The following is a 17,167-nucleotide window of genomic DNA, read 5'->3' on the forward strand; positions in this document are numbered from 1 at the left end:
GAGGGAACTCCCCGTACACAGTTGGCCTGTCACCAGCGGGCCATTGTGGACGACGGATTGAAGAGGTGTTCGACCAATGGAACTCACCATCGAACATGAGGGTAGGATCACTCCCCGAGTACTGCTCGGACGCCGCTTGCGTCGACTTCGGGAAAGCGAAGGACTTTCTCAGCGCGGGCTCGCCGAAATCATTGGGTACCCGCACACGTACATCAGTCGCGTCGAGCGAGGGGAACAATTGCCGTCACAGGCTCTGGCGGTCATGTTCGATACTCACTTCAACTCCGACGATCTTTTCCAGGAACTCCTCGACCTCGCACACGACAACATGATCGCCGAATACAGTCGCAGCTTCGTCGAGCAAGAGAAGGACGCCGTCCGGATCCAGGTCTTCACCAGCAGCAGCATCCCTGGGCTCCTGCAGATCGAGGAGTACACGCGTGAGTGCTTCCGACTGGACCCAACCGCCGAGGCCACGAACGAGCTGGATGCGCGCGTCACGGCCCGCATGAGCCGTCAGCGCCTCTTCAACGGCGACTCGCCGCCTCATTATTGGGCGATCATTGACGAGACCGCACTGAAGCGACCAACAGCCAGCAGGGATACCATGCGCGCACAACTCGACCATCTTCTCAAGATGGCCGAAAAGCCGCATATCTCCATTCAGGTGCTGCCCTTCAGCCAAGCGCTGCATCCCATGCTCGGCGGCAGCCTGACCCTGCTGACCTTGCGGAACGGCTCAACAGTGGCTCTGGTCGAGAGCTTTGCCTCGGGTGAGCCAGTAGAATCCCCGCAGAAGGTACTTGAGCTTGTCGAGCGTTTTGACATCGGGCGCTCAAAAGCTCTTCCGGCAAGCGAGTCACTCAAGCTGATTCGCAGCTATCTAAAGGGGTACGCTGATGAGCCCTGCCAGCATTCCTGACGCCTCCGTAATCGCCTCGTGGCGCAAGTCGTCATACAGTGGGTCCGAGAATCAGAACTGCGTTGAGATCTCCGAGGAGTATCCCGGCGCCATCCCGGTACGTGACTCCAAGGACCCGCACGGTCCCGCCCTCATGTTCCGCGCGGATGGCTGGAGTTCCTTCATCGAAGCCATAAAGCGCGGAGAATTCTCGGTCTGAGGAAAACGCCGACGGCCCCAGTCACCCACGACCGGGGCCGTCAGTCACACAGCCGTTACGCCACCGGCAGCCCCAACTCGCGGGCAATCAGCATCCGCTGGACCTCGCTCGTGCCCTCGCCGATCTCCAGGATCTTCGAGTCGCGCCACATGCGGGCCACCGGGTACTCGTTCATGAAGCCGTAGCCGCCGTGGATCTGCGTCGCCTCTCGGGCGTTGTCCACCGCGATCGTCGAGGAGTACAGCTTGGCCAGGGCGGCTTCCTTCTTGAAGGGTTCGCCGTGGACCAGGCGGGACGCCGCGTCGCGCCAGGCGAGGCGGGAGGTGTGGGCCTTCAGTTCCATGTCCGCCAGCTTGAACTGGATCGCCTGGTTGACGCCGATCGGGCGGCCGAACGCGTGGCGTTCCTTCGCGTACTTCACCGACTCGTCCACGCAGCCCTGCGCCAGGCCCGTGCCCAGGGCCGCGATCGCGATGCGGCCCTCGTCGAGGATGCGGAGGAACTGGGCGTAGCCGCGGCCCCGTTCGCCGAGGAGGTTCGCCGAGGGGACGCGGACCTCGTCGAAGGAGAGCTCGCGGGTGTCCGAGGCGTTCCAGCCGACCTTCGAGTACGGGGCCGCGACCGTGAAGCCGGGGGTGCCCGACGGGACGATGATCGCGGAGATCTCCGGGCGGCCGTTGTCGCGGGTGCCCGTCACCGCCGTCACCGTGACCAGGCCCGTGATGTCCGTACCGGAGTTGGTGATGAAGCACTTGGAGCCGTTGATCACCCACTCGTCGGTGTCCGGGTCCAGTCGTGCCGTCGTACGGGTACCCCCCGCGTCCGAGCCCGCGCCCGGCTCCGTCAGGCCGAAGGCGCCCAGCATCTCGCCCGAGCACAGCTTCGGGAGCCAGGTGCGCTTCTGCTCCTCCGTGCCGAAGAGATGGATGGGCATCGCGCCCAGCGACACCGCCGCCTCCAGGGTGATCGCGACCGAGGAGTCGACGCGCGCCAGCTCCTCCAGGGCGAGGCCCAGGGCGAGGTAGTCGCCGCCCATGCCGCCGTACTCCTCGGGGAACGGCAGGCCGAACAGGCCCATGCGGCCCATCTCGCGGATGATGTCGTACGGGAACTCGTGCCGCTCGTAGTAGTCGCCGATCTTGGGGGCGACGACGTCGTGCGCGAACTCCTCGACCGTACGGCGGAGTTCCTCCAGCTCGGGGTCGAGTCGGTGGTCGAGGGACATGTTCAGGACTCCTTGTGGGAGAGAGCGATCACGGTGCGGGAGGGGCTGGGGCGGCCGAGTTCGCCGGCCATCCAGGCGCTGGTGGCCACCAGGGCGTCCAGGTCGACGCCGGTGTCGATGCCGAGGCCCTGGAGCATCCAGACGAGGTCCTCGGTAGCGAGGTTTCCGGTGGCGCTCTTCGCGAACGGGCAGCCGCCCAGGCCGCCCGCGCTGGCGTCGACGGTGGTCACGCCGTGCTGGAGGGCGGCGAGGGTGTTGGCCAGGGCCTGGCCGTAGGTGTCGTGGAAGTGGACGCCGAGGGCGGGCGTGGGGACGCCGGCCTCGTTGAGGGCGGCGAGCAGCTCCTGGACGTGGCCCGCGGTGGCGACGCCGATCGTGTCGCCCAGGCTGAGCTCGTCGCAGCCCATGGCGAGCAGCCGGCGGCAGGCGGCGACAACCTGCGGGACGGGGACCGCGCCCTCCCACGGGTCGCCGAAGCACATGGAGAGGTAGCCGCGGACGTGGCTGCCGGCCTCCTTCGCGGCGGCCACCACCGGCTCGAACATCGCCATCGACTCGGCGACCGAGCGGTTGAGGTTCCGCTGGGCGAAGGTCTCCGTGGCGCTGGCGAAGATCGCGATACGGGTGGCGCCCAGCGCCTGCGCCCGCTCCAGGCCGCGGGTGTTGGGGACGAGGACCGGCAGGTGGACGCCCTCGATGTCCGACAGTCGCGGATACAACGACTCCGCGTCGGCGAGCTGCGGCACCCACTTGGGGTGGACGAAGCTCGTCGCCTCGACCGTGGTCAGCCCCGCCGCCGCCAGCCGGTGGATGAACTCCGCCTTGACGTCGGTCGGGACCTGCCCCTTCTCGTTCTGCAGCCCGTCGCGCGGGCCCACCTCGTGGATCCGGACCCGGGACGGCAGACCCTCCCGGGGGAACCGCATGGGCAGGGTCGTCGTCATTCGGAGACCTCCTCGTCCGACGAGTCCGACTCGTCCGGCTGGACCACCGCCAGCACCTGGTCCATCGCCACGGTCGAGCCCGCGCTCACATCCAGCTCCGTGACCGTCCCGGCGTGCGGCGCGGAGATCACGTGCTCCATCTTCATCGCCTCCACCACCAGCAGGCTCTGCCCCGCCGCGACGTGCTCCCCCACGGCGGCCTTGACCACCGTCACCGTCCCCGGCATCGGCGCCGTCAGCGCGTCCGCCCCCGACGCCGCGGCCGACCCCCGGGCGGCGATCGGGTCGTAGCCCTGTACGTGCCAGGCGTCACCGTCCCGCCCCAGCAGCCACCCCTCGGGGCTGGGCGCCACGGCGAACCGGAAAACAACCCCGTCCAGCTCCGTGACCGCCGTGGAGCCGTCCCGCGCGAGCACCCCCGAGGCCGTGTACGTCACCGGCTCATGCCCCGGCACCCGCAGCTCGTGCCGTATCGGCACCGGCGTCCCGCCCATCCGCCACCCGGAGGGCACCGCAAAGGGATCCACCCAGCCACCGGGCGAAGGCGTCAGCGCATCCTCCGCCAGCAGGGCAGCCGTCTCGTACACCTCCCCCGGCACCTCCCCCGGCACCAGCCCCGCGGCCTCCCGATCGACCAGCCCCGTGTCCAACTCCCCGGCGCCGACGGCAGGCAGACCGAGCAACCGCCGCAGGAACCCGGCGTTCGTATCGACCCCCAGCACCACCGTCCCCGCGAGGGCGGCCCGCAGCCGCCGCAGCGCCGTGGCGCGATCGGGCCCGTACGCGATGACCTTGGCCAGCATCGGGTCGTACGCCGTCCCGACCTCGCACCCCTCGTACAGCCCGGAGTCCACCCGGATCCCCGGCCCCGACGGCTCCCGAAGCAGCCGTACACGACCGGCGGACGGCAGGAAGTCCACCCGGTCACCGCTGACCCGGGCCGTCTCGGCGCAGATCCGCGCCTCGATGGCGTGCCCGGTCAACGGAACGGACGTGAACGGCAGCGGCTCCCCAGCCGCCACCCGAAGCTGCCACTCGACCAGATCCAGCCCCGTGACCAGCTCGGTCACCGGATGCTCGACCTGAAGCCGGGTGTTCATCTCCATGAAGTAGTACGCGGACGGATCCGACCCCGGAACGATGAACTCCACCGTCCCCGCCCCGACATACCCGCAGGACCGAGCCGCCTGCACGGCGGCCTCACCCATCGCCTCCCGGGTCGCCTCGTCCAGCAGGACGGACGGCGCCTCCTCGACGATCTTCTGATGCCGCCGCTGCAGCGAGCACTCTCGCTCACCGAGGTGCACGACGTTCCCGTGCCCGTCCGCCAGCACCTGGATCTCGATGTGCCGCGGCCGGTCGATCCACCGCTCCACCAGCAGCGTGTCGTCCCCGAAGGACCCCAGCGCCTCCCGCCGCGCCGCCGCGATCTCCTCGGGCAGCACGGCCAGATCCCGCACCAGCCGCATCCCCTTGCCGCCACCGCCCGCGGAGGGCTTGAGCAGCACCGGAACGCCGATCTCGCGCGCGGCCCCCGTCAGCTCGGCGTCCGTCAGCCCGCTCCCGGAGGACCCCGGCACGACCGGCACCCCGGCCGCCCGTACGGTCTCCTTGGCGCGGATCTTGTCGCCCATCAGCTCGATCGCCTCGGCCGGGGGGCCGAGGAAGACCAGCCCGGCGTCGGCACAGGCCCGGGCGAACGAAGCGTTCTCCGCGAGGAAGCCGTAGCCGGGATGAACGGCCTGGGCTCCCACCGAAGCAGCGGCCCGAACCAGCTCCTCGGAAGACAGATAACTGGCGATACGAACCGACGTATCCGCCTCCCGCACATGCAGCGCCGCGGCGTCCGCGTCCGTGAAGACGGCCGCCGAACGCACGCCCAGCGACCGGAGCGTGCGGATGACCCGGACCGCGATCTCGCCGCGATTGGCGATGAGAACTGTCTCGAACATCGTCATCCTCACATCCGGAAGACGCCGAACTCCGGGTCCCGGAGCGGCGCGTTGGCGCAGGCGGTCAGGGCCAGACCCAGCACCTGGCGGGTCTCCATGGGGTCGATCACACCGTCGTCCCAGAGCCGGGCGGTGGCGTAGTACGCGTTCCCCTGCGTCTCGTACTGCGCGCGCACGGGAGCCTTGAACGCCTCCTCGTCCTCCGCCGGCCAGGTCTCGCCGCGCCCCTCGAGCTGGTCGCGCTTGACGGTGGCCAGCACGGACGCGGCCTGCTCGCCGCCCATCACGGAGATCTTGGCGTTCGGCCACATCCACAGGAAGCGGGGGCTGTACGCACGGCCGCACATCGAATAGTTGCCCGCCCCGTACGAGCCGCCGACGACGACCGTCAGCTTCGGCACCCGGGTGCAGGCGACGGCGGTGACCATCTTGGCGCCGTGCTTGGCGATGCCGCCGGCCTCGTAGTCGCGGCCGACCATGAAGCCGGAGATGTTCTGCAGGAACAGCAGCGGGATGCCGCGCTGGTCGCACAGCTCGATGAAGTGGGCGCCCTTCTGGGCGCTCTCGGAGAAAAGGATGCCGTTGTTCGCGACGATGCCCACGGGGTGGCCGTGGATCCGGGCGAAGCCGGTGACCAGCGTCGTACCGAACTCGGCCTTGAACTCCTGGAAGCGGGACCCGTCGACGAGCCGGGCGATGATCTCGCGGCTGTCGTACGGGGTACGCGAGTCGACCGGCACGGCCCCGTACAGCCCGGCGGGGTCGACCTTCGGCTCCACGGCCGCCCGCGAGGACCAGGGCAGCGGGCCCCGCTCCGGCAGCGTGGCGACGATGTTGCGGACGATCCGCAGCGCGTGCGCGTCGTCCTCCGCGAGATGGTCCGTGACGCCGGAGGTACGGGAGTGGACCTCGCCGCCGCCCAGCTCCTCCGCCGTGACGACCTCGCCGGTGGCGGCCTTCACCAGCGGGGGGCCGCCGAGGAAGATCGTGCCCTGGTTGCGGACGATGACCGCCTCGTCCGACATGGCCGGGACGTACGCCCCGCCGGCCGTGCAGGAGCCGAGGACGGCGGCGATCTGGGGGATGCCGGCGCCGGACATCCGGGCCTGGTTGTAGAAGATCCGGCCGAAGTGCTCGCGGTCGGGGAAGACCTCGTCCTGCATGGGCAGGAAGGCGCCGCCGGAGTCGACGAGGTACACGCACGGCAGTCGGTTCTCCAGCGCCACCTCCTGGGCGCGGAGGTGCTTCTTGACCGTCATCGGGTAGTACGTGCCGCCCTTGACGGTGGCGTCGTTCGCGACGACCACGCACTCGCGGCCCGAGATCCGACCGATGCCGGTGATCATCCCGGCGGCGGGGGCGGCGTCGCCGTACATCCCGTCGGCGGCCAGCGGGGCCAGCTCCAGGAACGGGGAGCCGGGGTCGAGGAGGGTGTCGACGCGGTCGCGCGGGAGGAGCTTGCCGCGGGCCGTGTGGCGGTCGCGGGCCTTCTCGCCGCCGCCGCGGCGGGCCGCCGCCAGCTTCTCGTGGAGCTGGCCGACGAGCGCCCGGTGCGCGGCCTCGTTGGCCCGCCAGGCCTCGGACGCCGGGTCGGCGGCGGTCCCGAGGACGGGTGCGTCCTGGTCCACTGAGGGGCCCCTTACGCAGATCGGTTAATGAGCGTTAACGTAACACCGTCAGGTTAACGAGCATTAACCGACCTGTCTAGGATGGAACCATGAGCACCGAGGTCCCCGCGCTCACGCGCCGCGAGCAGATCCTGAGGGAAGCCGCCCGCCTCTTCGCCGAGCGCGGATTCCACGGCGTGGGCGTGGACGAGATAGGGGCGGCCGTCGGCATCAGCGGCCCCGGGCTGTACCGGCACTTCCCCGGCAAGGACGCCATGCTGGCGGAGCTGCTGGTGGGCATCAGCGAGCGGCTGCTGGCCGCGGGGCGCCACCGCGCGGCGGACGCGTCGGGCGAGGCGCTGCTGGACGCGCTGATCGAGGGGCACATCGACTTCGCGCTGGACGACCGGCCGCTGATCATCCTGCACGACCGGGAGCTGGACCGGCTGCGCGACGAGGACCGCAAGCTGGTGCGTCAGCTGCAGCGGCAGTACGTGGAGCAGTGGGTGGCCGTGGTCCGCGAGGTGTATCCGGGGCTGGGCGACGCGGAGGCCCGTACGGCGGTGCACGCGGTGTTCGGCCTGCTGAACTCGACGCCGCATCTGAGCCCGCGCGCCAGCCTCCCGGGGCGGGACGCGACGGCGCTGCTGCTGCACCGGCTGGCCCGGGGAGCGTTCGCGGCCGCCGCCGCGGGTGCGACGGCGGCCGGCGGTTCGTAGGAGGCCCTACGGGTTGGTCTGCGCGGGCACGGAGGCCAGCCGGGCCGCGACCTTCTCGGCGATCTTCTCCGCGAGCTGGTCGACCAGCCCCGGATGCTCCGCCAGCGCCGCCGCGAGGGCGGTGATCTGCTCCGCGGTGAGCTCTATCTCCGTCAGGTCGGCCAGCTTCTCCTGGACGGCGCGGGCGCGCAGATTGGTGTCCCGCAGATAGCTCGCCGGAGTCCAGGTGGGGTTGTCCGGATTCTCCACGGGGGCCTTCACGAAGTCGGTGTTCCAGACCTTCTTCGCGTCGGTGTCGGTCAGCGGCATGTCATCCTCCTGCGCCCAGGCCCGCATCGCCGCTCGGGATGCGAAGCGCGCCACGTTGGTGTCGAGCGGTCTCGACGTGTACTGGTGGATCAGCCACTCGGCGCGGATGCCCGGTTTCCCGGCGGGCACGCCGTAGTGCGCGACCCACAGGCCGTCGCCCGCGAACGAGGTGGTGTCGCGGTTCAGCCAGAAGTCGGTGCTGCAGTAGAGCAGCACCCGGTGGTCCGGTCTCAGCCGCTTCACCTCGCGCAGGAAGGCGTCCTTCTCCGCGCAGGTCGCGGCCGTACCGTCGGAGGTGCGCTCCCAGTCGCAGGCCAGCACGTCGCCCTCGCGGGAGACGCACTTGTCCACGAAGTAGCGTGCCTGCGCGGCGATGTTGCCCGGCCACAGGAAGTGGTAGAAGCCCACGACCAGCCCCGCGGAGCGGGCCCGGCGGGCGTGGGCGGACTGTCTGGGGTCGGTGTAGGTGCGGCCCTCGGTCGCCTTCATGATGCAGAAGTCGAAGCCGCCGGTGGGAAACGTCGACTGATGGTTGCTGACGTCTATGCCCTTGATCACAGAACCTCCGGGGGCGGACGCCGGTCACGGACAGGTACGAACTCTGTAGGTGTACCCCGTCACGGTGACATCGACCGTCCCCACGCGGGTCGGCTCCGGCGTACGCGCCCCCGGGCGCGGGGCGCCTGGTATGGGGGGCTTCCTCACTCCCACGGCACCTCCGGCGCCCGGTAGTAGCCGATGCCCTGCTCCGTCCAGCGCGGGCCCTGGGCGGCCAGGCGCAGGCGGTACGCGTCCCAGTCGTGGGTCTCGGCCGGTGACCAGCCGAGTTCCGCCGCTCCCGCGATCCGGGGGAACGCCATGTACTCGAGGTCGGCGAGCGTCTCGAGGGTCTCCGTCCACAGCGGGGCCTCCACCCCGGCCACGGCGCTCTCGGGGGCGCCCTGGAGGAAGCCGGCGGGGTCCCAGTCGTACGACGTCTCGACGCTGACGTAGCCCGCCCAGTGCAGGCCGATCTTCGTGCGGCGGTCGTACTGCATGTCGAGGTAGAGGCGGGTGGCGGGCGAGAGGATCACCTTGGTGCCGGCGTTCGCCGCCGCGACGACGTCCGCCTCGGTGCCGGTGCGGCCCCAGTACTGGGCGATCGTCCCGGACGCCGGGTGGGCGCCGGTGATCTGGTGCCAGGCCAGCACGGTCTTGCCGTAGCGGGCGACGACCGGCTGGACGCGGTCCATGAAGGCGGCGTAGTCGGCGGGGCTGGTGGCGTCGGCCTCGTCGCCGCCGATGTGGAGGTACGGGCCGGGGGTGAGCGCGGCGATCTCGCGGACGACGTCGTCCACGAAGTCGTACGTCCGCTCCAGCGGGATGCACAGCGAGGTGAAGCCGACCCGGATCCCGGTGTAGAGGCGCGGCGCCCTTCCGTCGCAGTTCAGCTCGGCGTACGAGGAGAGGGCGGCGCCGGTGTGCCCCGGCATGTCGATCTCCGGGACGACGGTCAGCCCGCGGGACGCGGCGTAGGCGACGAGCTCGGTGTACTGGGCCTGCGTGTAGGAGCCGCCGTCCCCGCCGCCGACCTCCGTCGTGCCGCCGTACTCCGCGAGCCGGGGCCAGGAGCCGATCGCGATGCGCCAGCCCTGGTCGTCGGAGAGGTGGAGGTGCAGCCGGTTCAGCTTGTACGGGGCGAGGTCGTCGATGTACCGCTTCACCTCCGCCACCGTGAAGAAGTGCCGGGCCACGTCCAGCATCGCCCCCCGGTAGGCGTAGCGCGGCCGGTCGGTGATCGTCCCGCCGGCCACCGTCCACGGACCGGGCCGCACGGTGCGGGCCTCGACCGCCGGCGGGAGCAGCTGGCGCAGGGTCTGTACGCCGTAGAACAGCCCCGCCGGCCGGTACGCCGTGATCGTTACGGCCCCGGCGCCCGCCTCCAGCCGGTACCCCTCGTCCCCGAAGGTCCCCGCCGCGGCGCCGTCCAGCGCCAGCCGTATCCCGTCCGTCCCGCCGCCCTCGGTCACCGGCAGCGGATACCCGGTGGACGGCCGCAACAGCCCCGCCAGATAGTCACCGGTCGCCCGCTCCCCCGCCGGCACGCGTATCACCGTGTCCGCGGTGATCGCGTACGCCGCCCCGCCGGGCTCCGCCGAGACGGGCGCCGGGACCACCGCGTCGTACGCGCCCGGGGTGACGGCGGCGGCGGTCTCCTCGCCGGGAGAGGCGCAGGCGCCGAGCGCCCCGGCCACCATCAGCAGCACGGCCGCAAGCACGGGCGTCCGTCTCACAGGCGTTCCCCTCCCCACAGCCGATCCACCTTGGTACGGACTTACCGGCTGTCCCCGGAGGCGTCAAGGTGTAGACCACTTGGCTCCCCGAAAGAACCCTTCCCTGCCCGATATCGGGCAGATTTCTTGCGAAGGCCGTGATCATCCAGCAGTATCAACGGGTGCACACCGAGCTCATCGATCATCTGGTCCGCAGCGCCCCGCTCCACCGCGGCGAAGCCGCCCGGGTGATCCAGGACGTCCTCGCCTACTTCGACGAGACGACCGAGGAGTTCGTCCGCCGCCGCCATCGCGAGCTCCAGGGTCAGGGCCTGGTCAACGCGGCGATCTTCGAACGGATCGCCGGCGAGCTCCCGCAACGGGTGGTGGCGCCGCCGGAGCTTTCCCAGCGGCAGCTGCGCCGCATCGTGTACGGCTGAGCCGCCGCGCGGCCCGGCCCGTACGAGACGAGCATCGAAGACGACGTAAGGAACGATATGTGCGGAATCGTGGGATACATCGGGCGGCGTGACGCCGCCCCGCTGCTGCTGGAGGGCCTGCAGCGGCTGGAGTACCGGGGCTACGACTCGGCCGGGGTCGCGATCACCGGGAAGACCGGCGGGCTGAAGACGGTCAAGGCCAAGGGCCGGGTCCGGGAGCTGGACGCCAAGCTGCCGAAGCGGTTCGCCGGCACCACCGGCATCGCCCACACCCGCTGGGCCACCCACGGCGCCCCCAACGACACCAACGCCCACCCGCACCTGGACGCCGACGGCAAGGTCGCCGTCGTCCACAACGGCATCATTGACAACGCCACCGACCTGCGCACCAGGCTGATCGCCGAGGGCGTCGAGTTCCGCTCCGACACCGACACCGAGGTCCTCCCCCACCTCATCGCCCGCTCCCAGGCGCCCACGCTGGAGGAGAAGGTCCGCGACGCGCTGCGCCACGTCGAGGGCACGTACGGCATCGCCGTCCTGCACAGCGACTTCAACGACCGCATCGTCGTCGCCCGCAACGGCTCCCCCGTCGTCCTGGGCATCGGCGAGAAGGAGATGTTCGTCGCCTCCGACATCGCCGCGCTCGTCTCCCACACCCGCCAGATCGTCACCCTCGACGACGGCGAGATGGCCACGATCAAGGCCGACGACTACCGCACGTACACCACCCGCGAGGGCTCGCGCACGGCCGCGTCGCCGGAGACGGTGGAGTACGAGGCCGCCTCGTACGACATGGGCGGACACGACACGTACATGCACAAGGAGATGTCCGAGCAGCCCGAGGCCGTCGACCGGGTGCTGCGCGGCCGGATCGAGGACCGCTTCGCCACCGTGCATCTGGGCGGGCTGAACCTGGACGCCCGCGAGGCGCGCTCCATCCGCCGGGTGAAGATCCTCGGCTGCGGCACCTCGTACCACGCCGGCATGGTCGGCGCGCAGATGATCGAGGAGCTGGCGCGCATCCCCGCGGACGCGGAGCCGGCGTCGGAGTTCCGCTACCGCAACGCGGTCGTCGACCCCGACACGCTGTACGTCGCGGTGTCCCAGTCCGGTGAGACGTACGACGTGCTGGCCGCCGTGCAGGAGCTCAAGCGCAAGGGCGCGCGGGTGCTGGGCGTGGTGAACGTCGTCGGTTCGGCGATCGCCCGCGAGACGGACGGCGGGGTGTACGTGCACGCCGGGCCCGAGGTGTGCGTGGTGTCCACCAAGTGCTTCACCAACACCACGGTGGCGTTCGCGCTGCTGGCCCTGCATCTGGGCCGGATCCGCGACCTGTCGGTGTCCGACGGCAAGCGGATCATCGAGGGGCTGCGCAAACTGCCCGGGCAGATCGCGGAGATCCTGGCCGGCGAGGACGAGATCCGCAAGCTGGCGGGCGAGTTCGCGCACGCGCGGTCGATGCTGTTCATCGGGCGGGTACGGGGCTACCCGGTGGCCCGCGAGGCGTCGCTGAAGCTCAAGGAGATCAGCTACATCCACGCGGAGGCGTATCCGGCCTCGGAGCTCAAGCACGGCCCGCTGGCGCTGATCGAGCCGGACGTGCCGACGGTGGCGATCGTCCCGAGCGACGACCTGCTGGAGAAGAACCGCGCGGCGCTGGAGGAGATCAAGGCCCGCAGCGGGCGGATCCTCGCGGTGGCGCACGAGAAGCAGGAGAAGGCGGACCACACGATCGTCGTCCCGCAGAACGAGCCGGAGCTGGACCCGATCCTGATGGGCATCCCGCTCCAGCTGCTGGCGTACCACACGGCGAAGGAGCTGGACCGCGACATCGACAAGCCCCGCAACCTGGCGAAGTCCGTGACAGTGGAATAGCCACGAGCGGCCCCGCCGCGCGCTGCCACCATGTGCGCGCGGCGGGGCCGCCTCCCCTGTGCCGGCGTCGCCCATTACGCCGGCGGTGCGGCTGCCCGGCCGGGGACCGTCACCTCCCGGTGGGCAGCGCGTCCTTACGCCGCGGCGGCCTCACGGCCGGCGGAGCGCCGGGGCAGCGCGGTGGGCAGATGGGCTATCGCGGCGGTCGCCGTGTACCAGGCGGCGAGGCCGGAGAGGGCCGCGGCGTAGCCGCCGACCTTCGTCAGGTCCGCGTTGTCCGCGAACTGGGCTATGGCCAGCACCAGCATGCCGACGAAGAGCAGTCCGTACACGGCCTGCGTGAGCAATCCGGCACCGTTGGACGCGAGCGTCAGCGTCAGGGCGATCAGGGCGAACAGCAGCAGGAAGAGTCCGGCCGCGTTGGGGTCGACCTGGGTGCCGGCGGCGGAGCCCCAGGTGAACCAGAGCGCGCCGGTCGCGCCGAACGCCGCGCCCGTCAGCGCGCTGCCCGCGCGCAGTTCGAGGACGCCGACGACGAACAGGGCCACGCCGCCCGCCCAGGTGGCGAGATCGACGGCGTTGGCGGCGGTGACCCCGTCGATCAGGTCCGAGTTACCGAGACCGAACGCGAGCAGGGTGACGCCGAGAAGTAGATAGCCGAGGGTGGTGGTGTTGCTTCCCGCGGAGACGTCTCTGTCCACAGCGGGCTCCCTTCGTTTCCAGGGCTGAACGGCTGCTGGTGCTGCCCCCGTTATGCCCGTCACAAATTCACAATCCACCTTCTACCAGCGGGTAGATTCGACTTGTTCGAAGCCCGTACGAGCCGGACGCGGGCGCGCGTACCGGGCGCTCGTACGAAGAGGGAGCCGGACCCGGCTCAGGGAATGACGACGACCGGCCGCTTGGCCCGCTTGGCGAGCCGTCCCGCCACCGACCCGAAGATCCGGCCGACGATGCCGTGCGTGGAACCGACCACGATCGCGTCGGCCTCGTACTCCCGGCCGACCTCCTCCAGTTCGTGGCAGATGTCGCCGCCGCGCTCGACGAGGATCCACGGCACCTCGGCCAGATAGTCCGCGCACGCCAGCTCCAGCCCGAGCACCTCGGTGCGGTGGTCCGGCACGTCGACGAACACCGGCGGCTCGCAGCCCGCCCATACGGTCGTGGGCAGCCGGTTGGCGACATGGACGATGATCAGCCCGCAGCCGGAGCGGCGGGTCATGCCGATCGCGTACGCCAGGGCACGCTCGGCGGACGTCGAGCCGTCGAAGCCGACGACGACGCCGTGCAGGAAGGCCGGGTCGCATACGCGGCGCGGCTCGCTCTCCGCTTCCAGTTCCGCCGTAGGGTCGGCGAACTGCTTGCGGTCCGCGGGTTCGGGGATTTCGTGACCGGCCATCGGTGTCTCGGCGAAGAAGTCCTTGGGAGGGGGAACGGCTGTGGCTGGATGGGGCTGATCCGAGCTCCTGACGTGAGGCAACACCCGGAGTGACCGGGAAGCATCTTCCCAAGCCCTTACCCCAAGGGTACGGCGACACTCCCCGCCTGCCCAGGTCTTCGGCCCCGTGCGCCCCTCACGGGTGACGGAACCGGCCGACCCGGACCGGACCGGCGGTGTCAGGGAGCATGCCCGAGGAACCGCTTGAACGCAATGCCCTGCTGCCGTGGCCGCGCCCCGGACGGGCGCGGGGCCGCCGCGGCCACTCGCTCCGGGCGCGCTCCCGTGCGCCCTCGCCGCGCCCCCGGCCGGGGCGTAAGGCTGCCCGCCGGACCCTGTGTGACCGACGGGCCGGGGCCGGCCGCCCCGGCGCGGCCCGCCGAGGCGGGCGGCAGCGGCCGGAAGTGGCCCATTCGCAGATGGTTTTCGGACAACTTCCGTTCTCCGTAAAGGAGTTGTGGGTGACATGTGGCAACACCCCTGGTGCACGGGCGTGCAGGGGCGCAAGGTCGTTTGGGCTCGGCCGACCACGGGGGTGACGGGGAAGGCGCACTTCACAGGCGGGCGATGCAGTGCAACGCTTCGTGATCGAATGCTTTACGCCAAGTTTCCATATCGACATGGGGCAGGGCCCGAACATGTCACGCCGGCCCCGGTGGCCACATAAGATTTGATCTTGTGGCCACCGTTGAGGTCCAGACAACCGAGGGGGGCGCGAGCAGCATGACCCAGGACACCGCTGTCGCCGGTGCGCAGAATCCCAGGGCGCCGGGTGCGAGACGGCGCCGTGAGGTCGTGGCGGTCCTGCTGTTCAGTGGCGGCCCCATCTTCGAGAGCTCCATACCGCTGTCGGTGTTCGGCGCCGACCGGCAGGACACCGGCGCGCCCCGCTACCGGCTGCTGGTCTGCGCGGGCGAGCCCGTCCCCCTGCTGACCACCGGCGGCCTGGAGCTGACCACCCCGCACGGGCTGGACGCGCTGTCGCGGGCCGGGACCATCGTCGTCCCCGCCTGGCGCTCGATCACCGCGCCGCCGCCCGCCACGGCCCTGCAGGCCCTGCGCCGCGCGCACGAGGAGGGCGCGCGGATCGTGGGCCTGTGCACCGGCGCCTTCGCGCTGGCCGCCGCGGGGCTGCTGGACGGGCGGCCCGCCACCACGCACTGGATGTACGCGCCGACCCTGGCCAAGCGCTATCCGAGCGTCCACGTCGACCCCCGCGAGCTGTACGTGGACGACGGCGACATCCTCACCTCCGCCGGCACCGCCGCCGGGATCGACCTGTGCCTGCACATCGTGCGCACCGACCACGGCGCGGAGGCCGCCGCCGCGCTGGCCCGCCGCCTGGTCGTACCGTCGCGCCGGGGCTCGGGGGCCGACCGGCATCTGGACCGGTCATTACCCGAGGAGATCGGCGGGGATCCCCTGGCCGAAGTCGTCTCCTGGGCCCTGGAGCACCTGCACGAGCAGTTCGACGTGGAGGCGCTCGCCACCCGGGCGTACATGTCACGCCGGACGTTCGACCGGCGGTTCCGTTCGCTGACCGGCAGCGCTCCGCTGCAGTGGCTGATCACGCAGCGGGTGCTCGCGGCGCAGCGGCTGCTGGAGACGTCCGACTTCTCCGTGGACGAGGTCGCCGGCCGCTGCGGCTTCCGCTCGCCGGTGGCTCTGCGCGGACATTTCCGGCGCCAGCTGGGCTACTCCCCGGCCGCGTACCGGGCGGCGTACCGCAGCCGGCATCCGCAGCCGGACGAGAAGCCGGAAACTGACGCGTTCGCCGTGCAGAGCGCCCGTGAGCCCCGCCGTACGGTCCCCACCCAGCGGGAACGCCCGACCGGGTAGCGCACGGGTGTGTCTGTACGTGACACGTGAGCCGTAGGGTTGGTGCCATGAACGACCGCATGGTGTGGATCGACTGTGAGATGACCGGCCTGTCCCTGACGACCGACGCGCTGATCGAGGTGGCCGCCCTGGTCACCGACTCCGAGCTGAACGTGCTCGGCGACGGCGTGGACATCGTTATCCGGCCCCCGGACGAGGCGCTGGAGAGCATGCCGGAGATCGTGCGCGAGATGCACACCAGCTCCGGACTGCTGGACGAGCTGGCCGGCGGTACGACGCTGGCGGACGCGGAGGCCCAGGTCCTCGCGTACGTCCGCGAGCACGTCCCCGAGCGGGGCAAGGCCCCGCTGTGCGGGAACTCCGTGGGCACGGACCGCGGCTTCCTCGCCCGGGACATGGGGGCGCTGGAGGAGTACCTCCACTACCGGATCGTGGACGTCTCCTCGGTCAAGGAGCTGGCGCGGCGCTGGTACCCGCGGGCGTACTTCAACAGCCCGCCGAAGTCCGGCAACCACCGCGCTCTCGCCGACATCCGCGAGTCCATCGCGGAGCTGCGGTACTACCGCGAGGCGGTCTTCGTCCCGCAGCCCGGCCCGGACTCGGAGACGGCCCGTACGATCGCCGCCCGCCACACCGTGTCCTGACCCCGGGCGCCCCCGTGGATACGGGGAGGCGAGCACCCGTGAAGACCCTGTACACTTCATTCTGGCCGGTGCGAAAAGCACAGGTCATGGTGGGTGTAGCTCAGCTGGTAGAGCACCTGGTTGTGGTCCAGGATGTCGCGGGTTCGAGTCCCGTCACTCACCCTTCGTCGCTGAGGGCCGGCCTGCGGGTCGGCCCTCAGTGCTTTTCCGGTCTGGATTCTCCGGAGGGAGCGTGGCCGCGTGACGGAGCAGGGTGAGCGCGGGTTCGGGGTCGTGGCGGCGCTGGTGCGGTCGACGTTCCTGGTGAACGCCGTGTACGCGGAGTCGGCGCGGGAGTACGGGCTCACCTCGCAGCAGGGGCAGTTGCTGTGCGTGCTGCTGGGGCGGTCGTACGGGATGGGTGAGCTCGGCGGGGTGCTGGGGCTGGCCAAGTCGTCGCTCACCGGGCTGGTGGACCGCAGTGCGCGCAACGGGCTGGTCGCGCGGGAGGCCGATCCGCGGGACACCCGGGCGGTGCGGGTGGTGCTGACCGAGGAGGGGCGGGCGCTGGGCGGGGAGTTCTACGCGGAGACCTGCCGGCGGGTGGACGCGCTGGCAGGGGGGCTGGACGGGGGCGAGCGGGACGCGCTGGACGGGCTGCTCAGCCGGGTCGTACGGGAGAACGAGGTGCCGGTGGTGTTCCCGGAGTCCTGAAACCGATTGAGGTTCGCAACACGAACTAATATTGTTCGTGGCACGAACTTCACCGTTTCCGGCGGAAGGAAACCACCATGTCCGTCCCCGAGAGCGTCTTCGGCGTCGG

General features: G+C 70.7%; 15 protein-coding genes, 1 tRNA gene and 1 pseudogene. 9 read left to right on the forward strand and 8 right to left on the reverse strand.

From position 1 onward, the window contains the following. The first annotated feature begins 76 nt into the window (after positions 1-76). Both SRB5_RS20205 and SRB5_RS20210 read left to right on the forward strand, forming a co-directional pair. On the forward strand, positions 77-922 hold the full coding sequence (locus SRB5_RS20205; RefSeq protein ID WP_153454011.1) for a helix-turn-helix domain-containing protein: 846 nt from the start codon (positions 77-79) through the stop codon (positions 920-922). Beyond that, the gene (locus SRB5_RS20210) at positions 900-1,121 is read left to right on the forward strand and encodes a DUF397 domain-containing protein (RefSeq protein ID WP_153454013.1); all 222 of its coding nucleotides are present in this window, start codon (positions 900-902) and stop codon (positions 1,119-1,121) included. The genes SRB5_RS20205 and SRB5_RS20210 overlap by 23 nt, the downstream gene beginning before the upstream one ends. A gap of 55 nt (positions 1,122-1,176) precedes the next feature. Here SRB5_RS20210 and SRB5_RS20215 read toward each other — a convergent pair whose 3' ends face one another. The 4 genes from SRB5_RS20215 to SRB5_RS20230 are packed head-to-tail and all read right to left on the reverse strand — an operon-like array spanning position 1,177 to position 6,870. Continuing rightward, positions 1,177-2,346, reverse strand: coding sequence for an acyl-CoA dehydrogenase family protein (locus SRB5_RS20215; RefSeq protein WP_153454015.1), 1,170 nt, complete (start codon positions 2,344-2,346; stop codon positions 1,177-1,179). 2 nt (positions 2,347-2,348) lie between these two features. Continuing rightward, positions 2,349-3,290, reverse strand: a complete 942-nt coding sequence (locus SRB5_RS20220) for a hydroxymethylglutaryl-CoA lyase (RefSeq protein ID WP_153454017.1) — start codon at positions 3,288-3,290, stop codon at positions 2,349-2,351. Next, entirely contained in the window at positions 3,287-5,242 is a 1,956-nt protein-coding gene (locus SRB5_RS20225) for an ATP-binding protein (protein ID WP_153454019.1), read from the reverse strand. Before SRB5_RS20225 ends, SRB5_RS20220 begins: the two co-directional genes overlap by 4 nt. Before the next feature lie 8 nt (positions 5,243-5,250). Continuing rightward, positions 5,251-6,870 carry a carboxyl transferase domain-containing protein gene (locus SRB5_RS20230; RefSeq protein WP_323378186.1) on the reverse strand — a complete coding sequence of 540 codons (1,620 nt, stop codon included), beginning with the start codon at positions 6,868-6,870 and terminating at the stop codon, positions 5,251-5,253. Positions 6,871-6,959: 89 nt separating this feature from the next. Between SRB5_RS20230 and SRB5_RS20235 the strand changes: the two genes are divergently transcribed. Beyond that, positions 6,960-7,568 carry an SACE_7040 family transcriptional regulator gene (locus SRB5_RS20235; RefSeq protein ID WP_153454021.1) on the forward strand — a complete coding sequence of 203 codons (609 nt, stop codon included), beginning with the start codon at positions 6,960-6,962 and terminating at the stop codon, positions 7,566-7,568. 318 nt (positions 7,569-7,886) lie between these two features. Here SRB5_RS20235 and SRB5_RS36605 read toward each other — a convergent pair. Both SRB5_RS36605 and SRB5_RS20245 read right to left on the reverse strand, forming a co-directional pair. Then, positions 7,887-8,435, reverse strand: a pseudogene (locus SRB5_RS36605) (GH25 family lysozyme); the annotation flags it as partial. 143 nt (positions 8,436-8,578) lie between these two features. Beyond that, positions 8,579-10,114 (reverse strand): beta-N-acetylhexosaminidase, encoded by a 1,536-nt coding sequence (locus SRB5_RS20245; RefSeq protein ID WP_153454168.1) that lies wholly within the window; start codon positions 10,112-10,114, stop codon positions 8,579-8,581. Positions 10,115-10,311: 197 nt separating this feature from the next. Between SRB5_RS20245 and SRB5_RS20250 the strand changes: the two genes are divergently transcribed. Then, on the forward strand, positions 10,312-10,569 hold the full coding sequence (locus tag SRB5_RS20250) for a hypothetical protein (protein ID WP_323378188.1): 258 nt from the start codon (positions 10,312-10,314) through the stop codon (positions 10,567-10,569). A 57-nt stretch (positions 10,570-10,626) separates the two neighbouring features. Beyond that, entirely contained in the window at positions 10,627-12,444 is a 1,818-nt protein-coding gene (gene glmS, locus SRB5_RS20255; protein ID WP_153454023.1) for a glutamine--fructose-6-phosphate transaminase (isomerizing), read from the forward strand. Positions 12,445-12,578: 134 nt separating this feature from the next. Here the strand turns inward: glmS and SRB5_RS20260 are convergent, their stop codons facing one another. Beyond that, positions 12,579-13,145 carry a GPR1/FUN34/YaaH family transporter gene (locus SRB5_RS20260; RefSeq protein ID WP_323378189.1) on the reverse strand — a complete coding sequence of 189 codons (567 nt, stop codon included), beginning with the start codon at positions 13,143-13,145 and terminating at the stop codon, positions 12,579-12,581. Between the two features lie 176 nt (positions 13,146-13,321). Continuing rightward, complete coding sequence (locus tag SRB5_RS20265; RefSeq protein ID WP_153454025.1) at positions 13,322-13,843, reverse strand: universal stress protein; 522 nt, start codon at positions 13,841-13,843, stop codon at positions 13,322-13,324. A 762-nt stretch (positions 13,844-14,605) separates the two neighbouring features. Here SRB5_RS20265 and SRB5_RS20270 point away from each other — a divergent pair. The 4 genes from SRB5_RS20270 (at position 14,606) to SRB5_RS20285 (ending at position 17,058) form a co-directional block, all read left to right on the forward strand. Next, on the forward strand, positions 14,606-15,721 hold the full coding sequence (locus tag SRB5_RS20270) for a helix-turn-helix domain-containing protein (protein WP_153454027.1): 1,116 nt from the start codon (positions 14,606-14,608) through the stop codon (positions 15,719-15,721). Between the two features lie 47 nt (positions 15,722-15,768). Continuing rightward, positions 15,769-16,365 carry an oligoribonuclease gene (gene orn / locus SRB5_RS20275; protein ID WP_153454029.1) on the forward strand — a complete coding sequence of 199 codons (597 nt, stop codon included), beginning with the start codon at positions 15,769-15,771 and terminating at the stop codon, positions 16,363-16,365. 89 nt (positions 16,366-16,454) lie between these two features. Continuing rightward, positions 16,455-16,527, forward strand: a tRNA-His gene (locus SRB5_RS20280). A gap of 78 nt (positions 16,528-16,605) precedes the next feature. Continuing rightward, the gene (locus tag SRB5_RS20285; RefSeq protein ID WP_323378191.1) at positions 16,606-17,058 is read left to right on the forward strand and encodes a MarR family winged helix-turn-helix transcriptional regulator; all 453 of its coding nucleotides are present in this window, start codon (positions 16,606-16,608) and stop codon (positions 17,056-17,058) included. The last annotated feature ends 109 nt before the right edge of the window (positions 17,059-17,167 follow it).

This window comes from Streptomyces smaragdinus (assembly GCF_009604385.1).
Lineage (GTDB): Bacteria > Actinomycetota > Actinomycetes > Streptomycetales > Streptomycetaceae > Streptomyces > Streptomyces smaragdinus.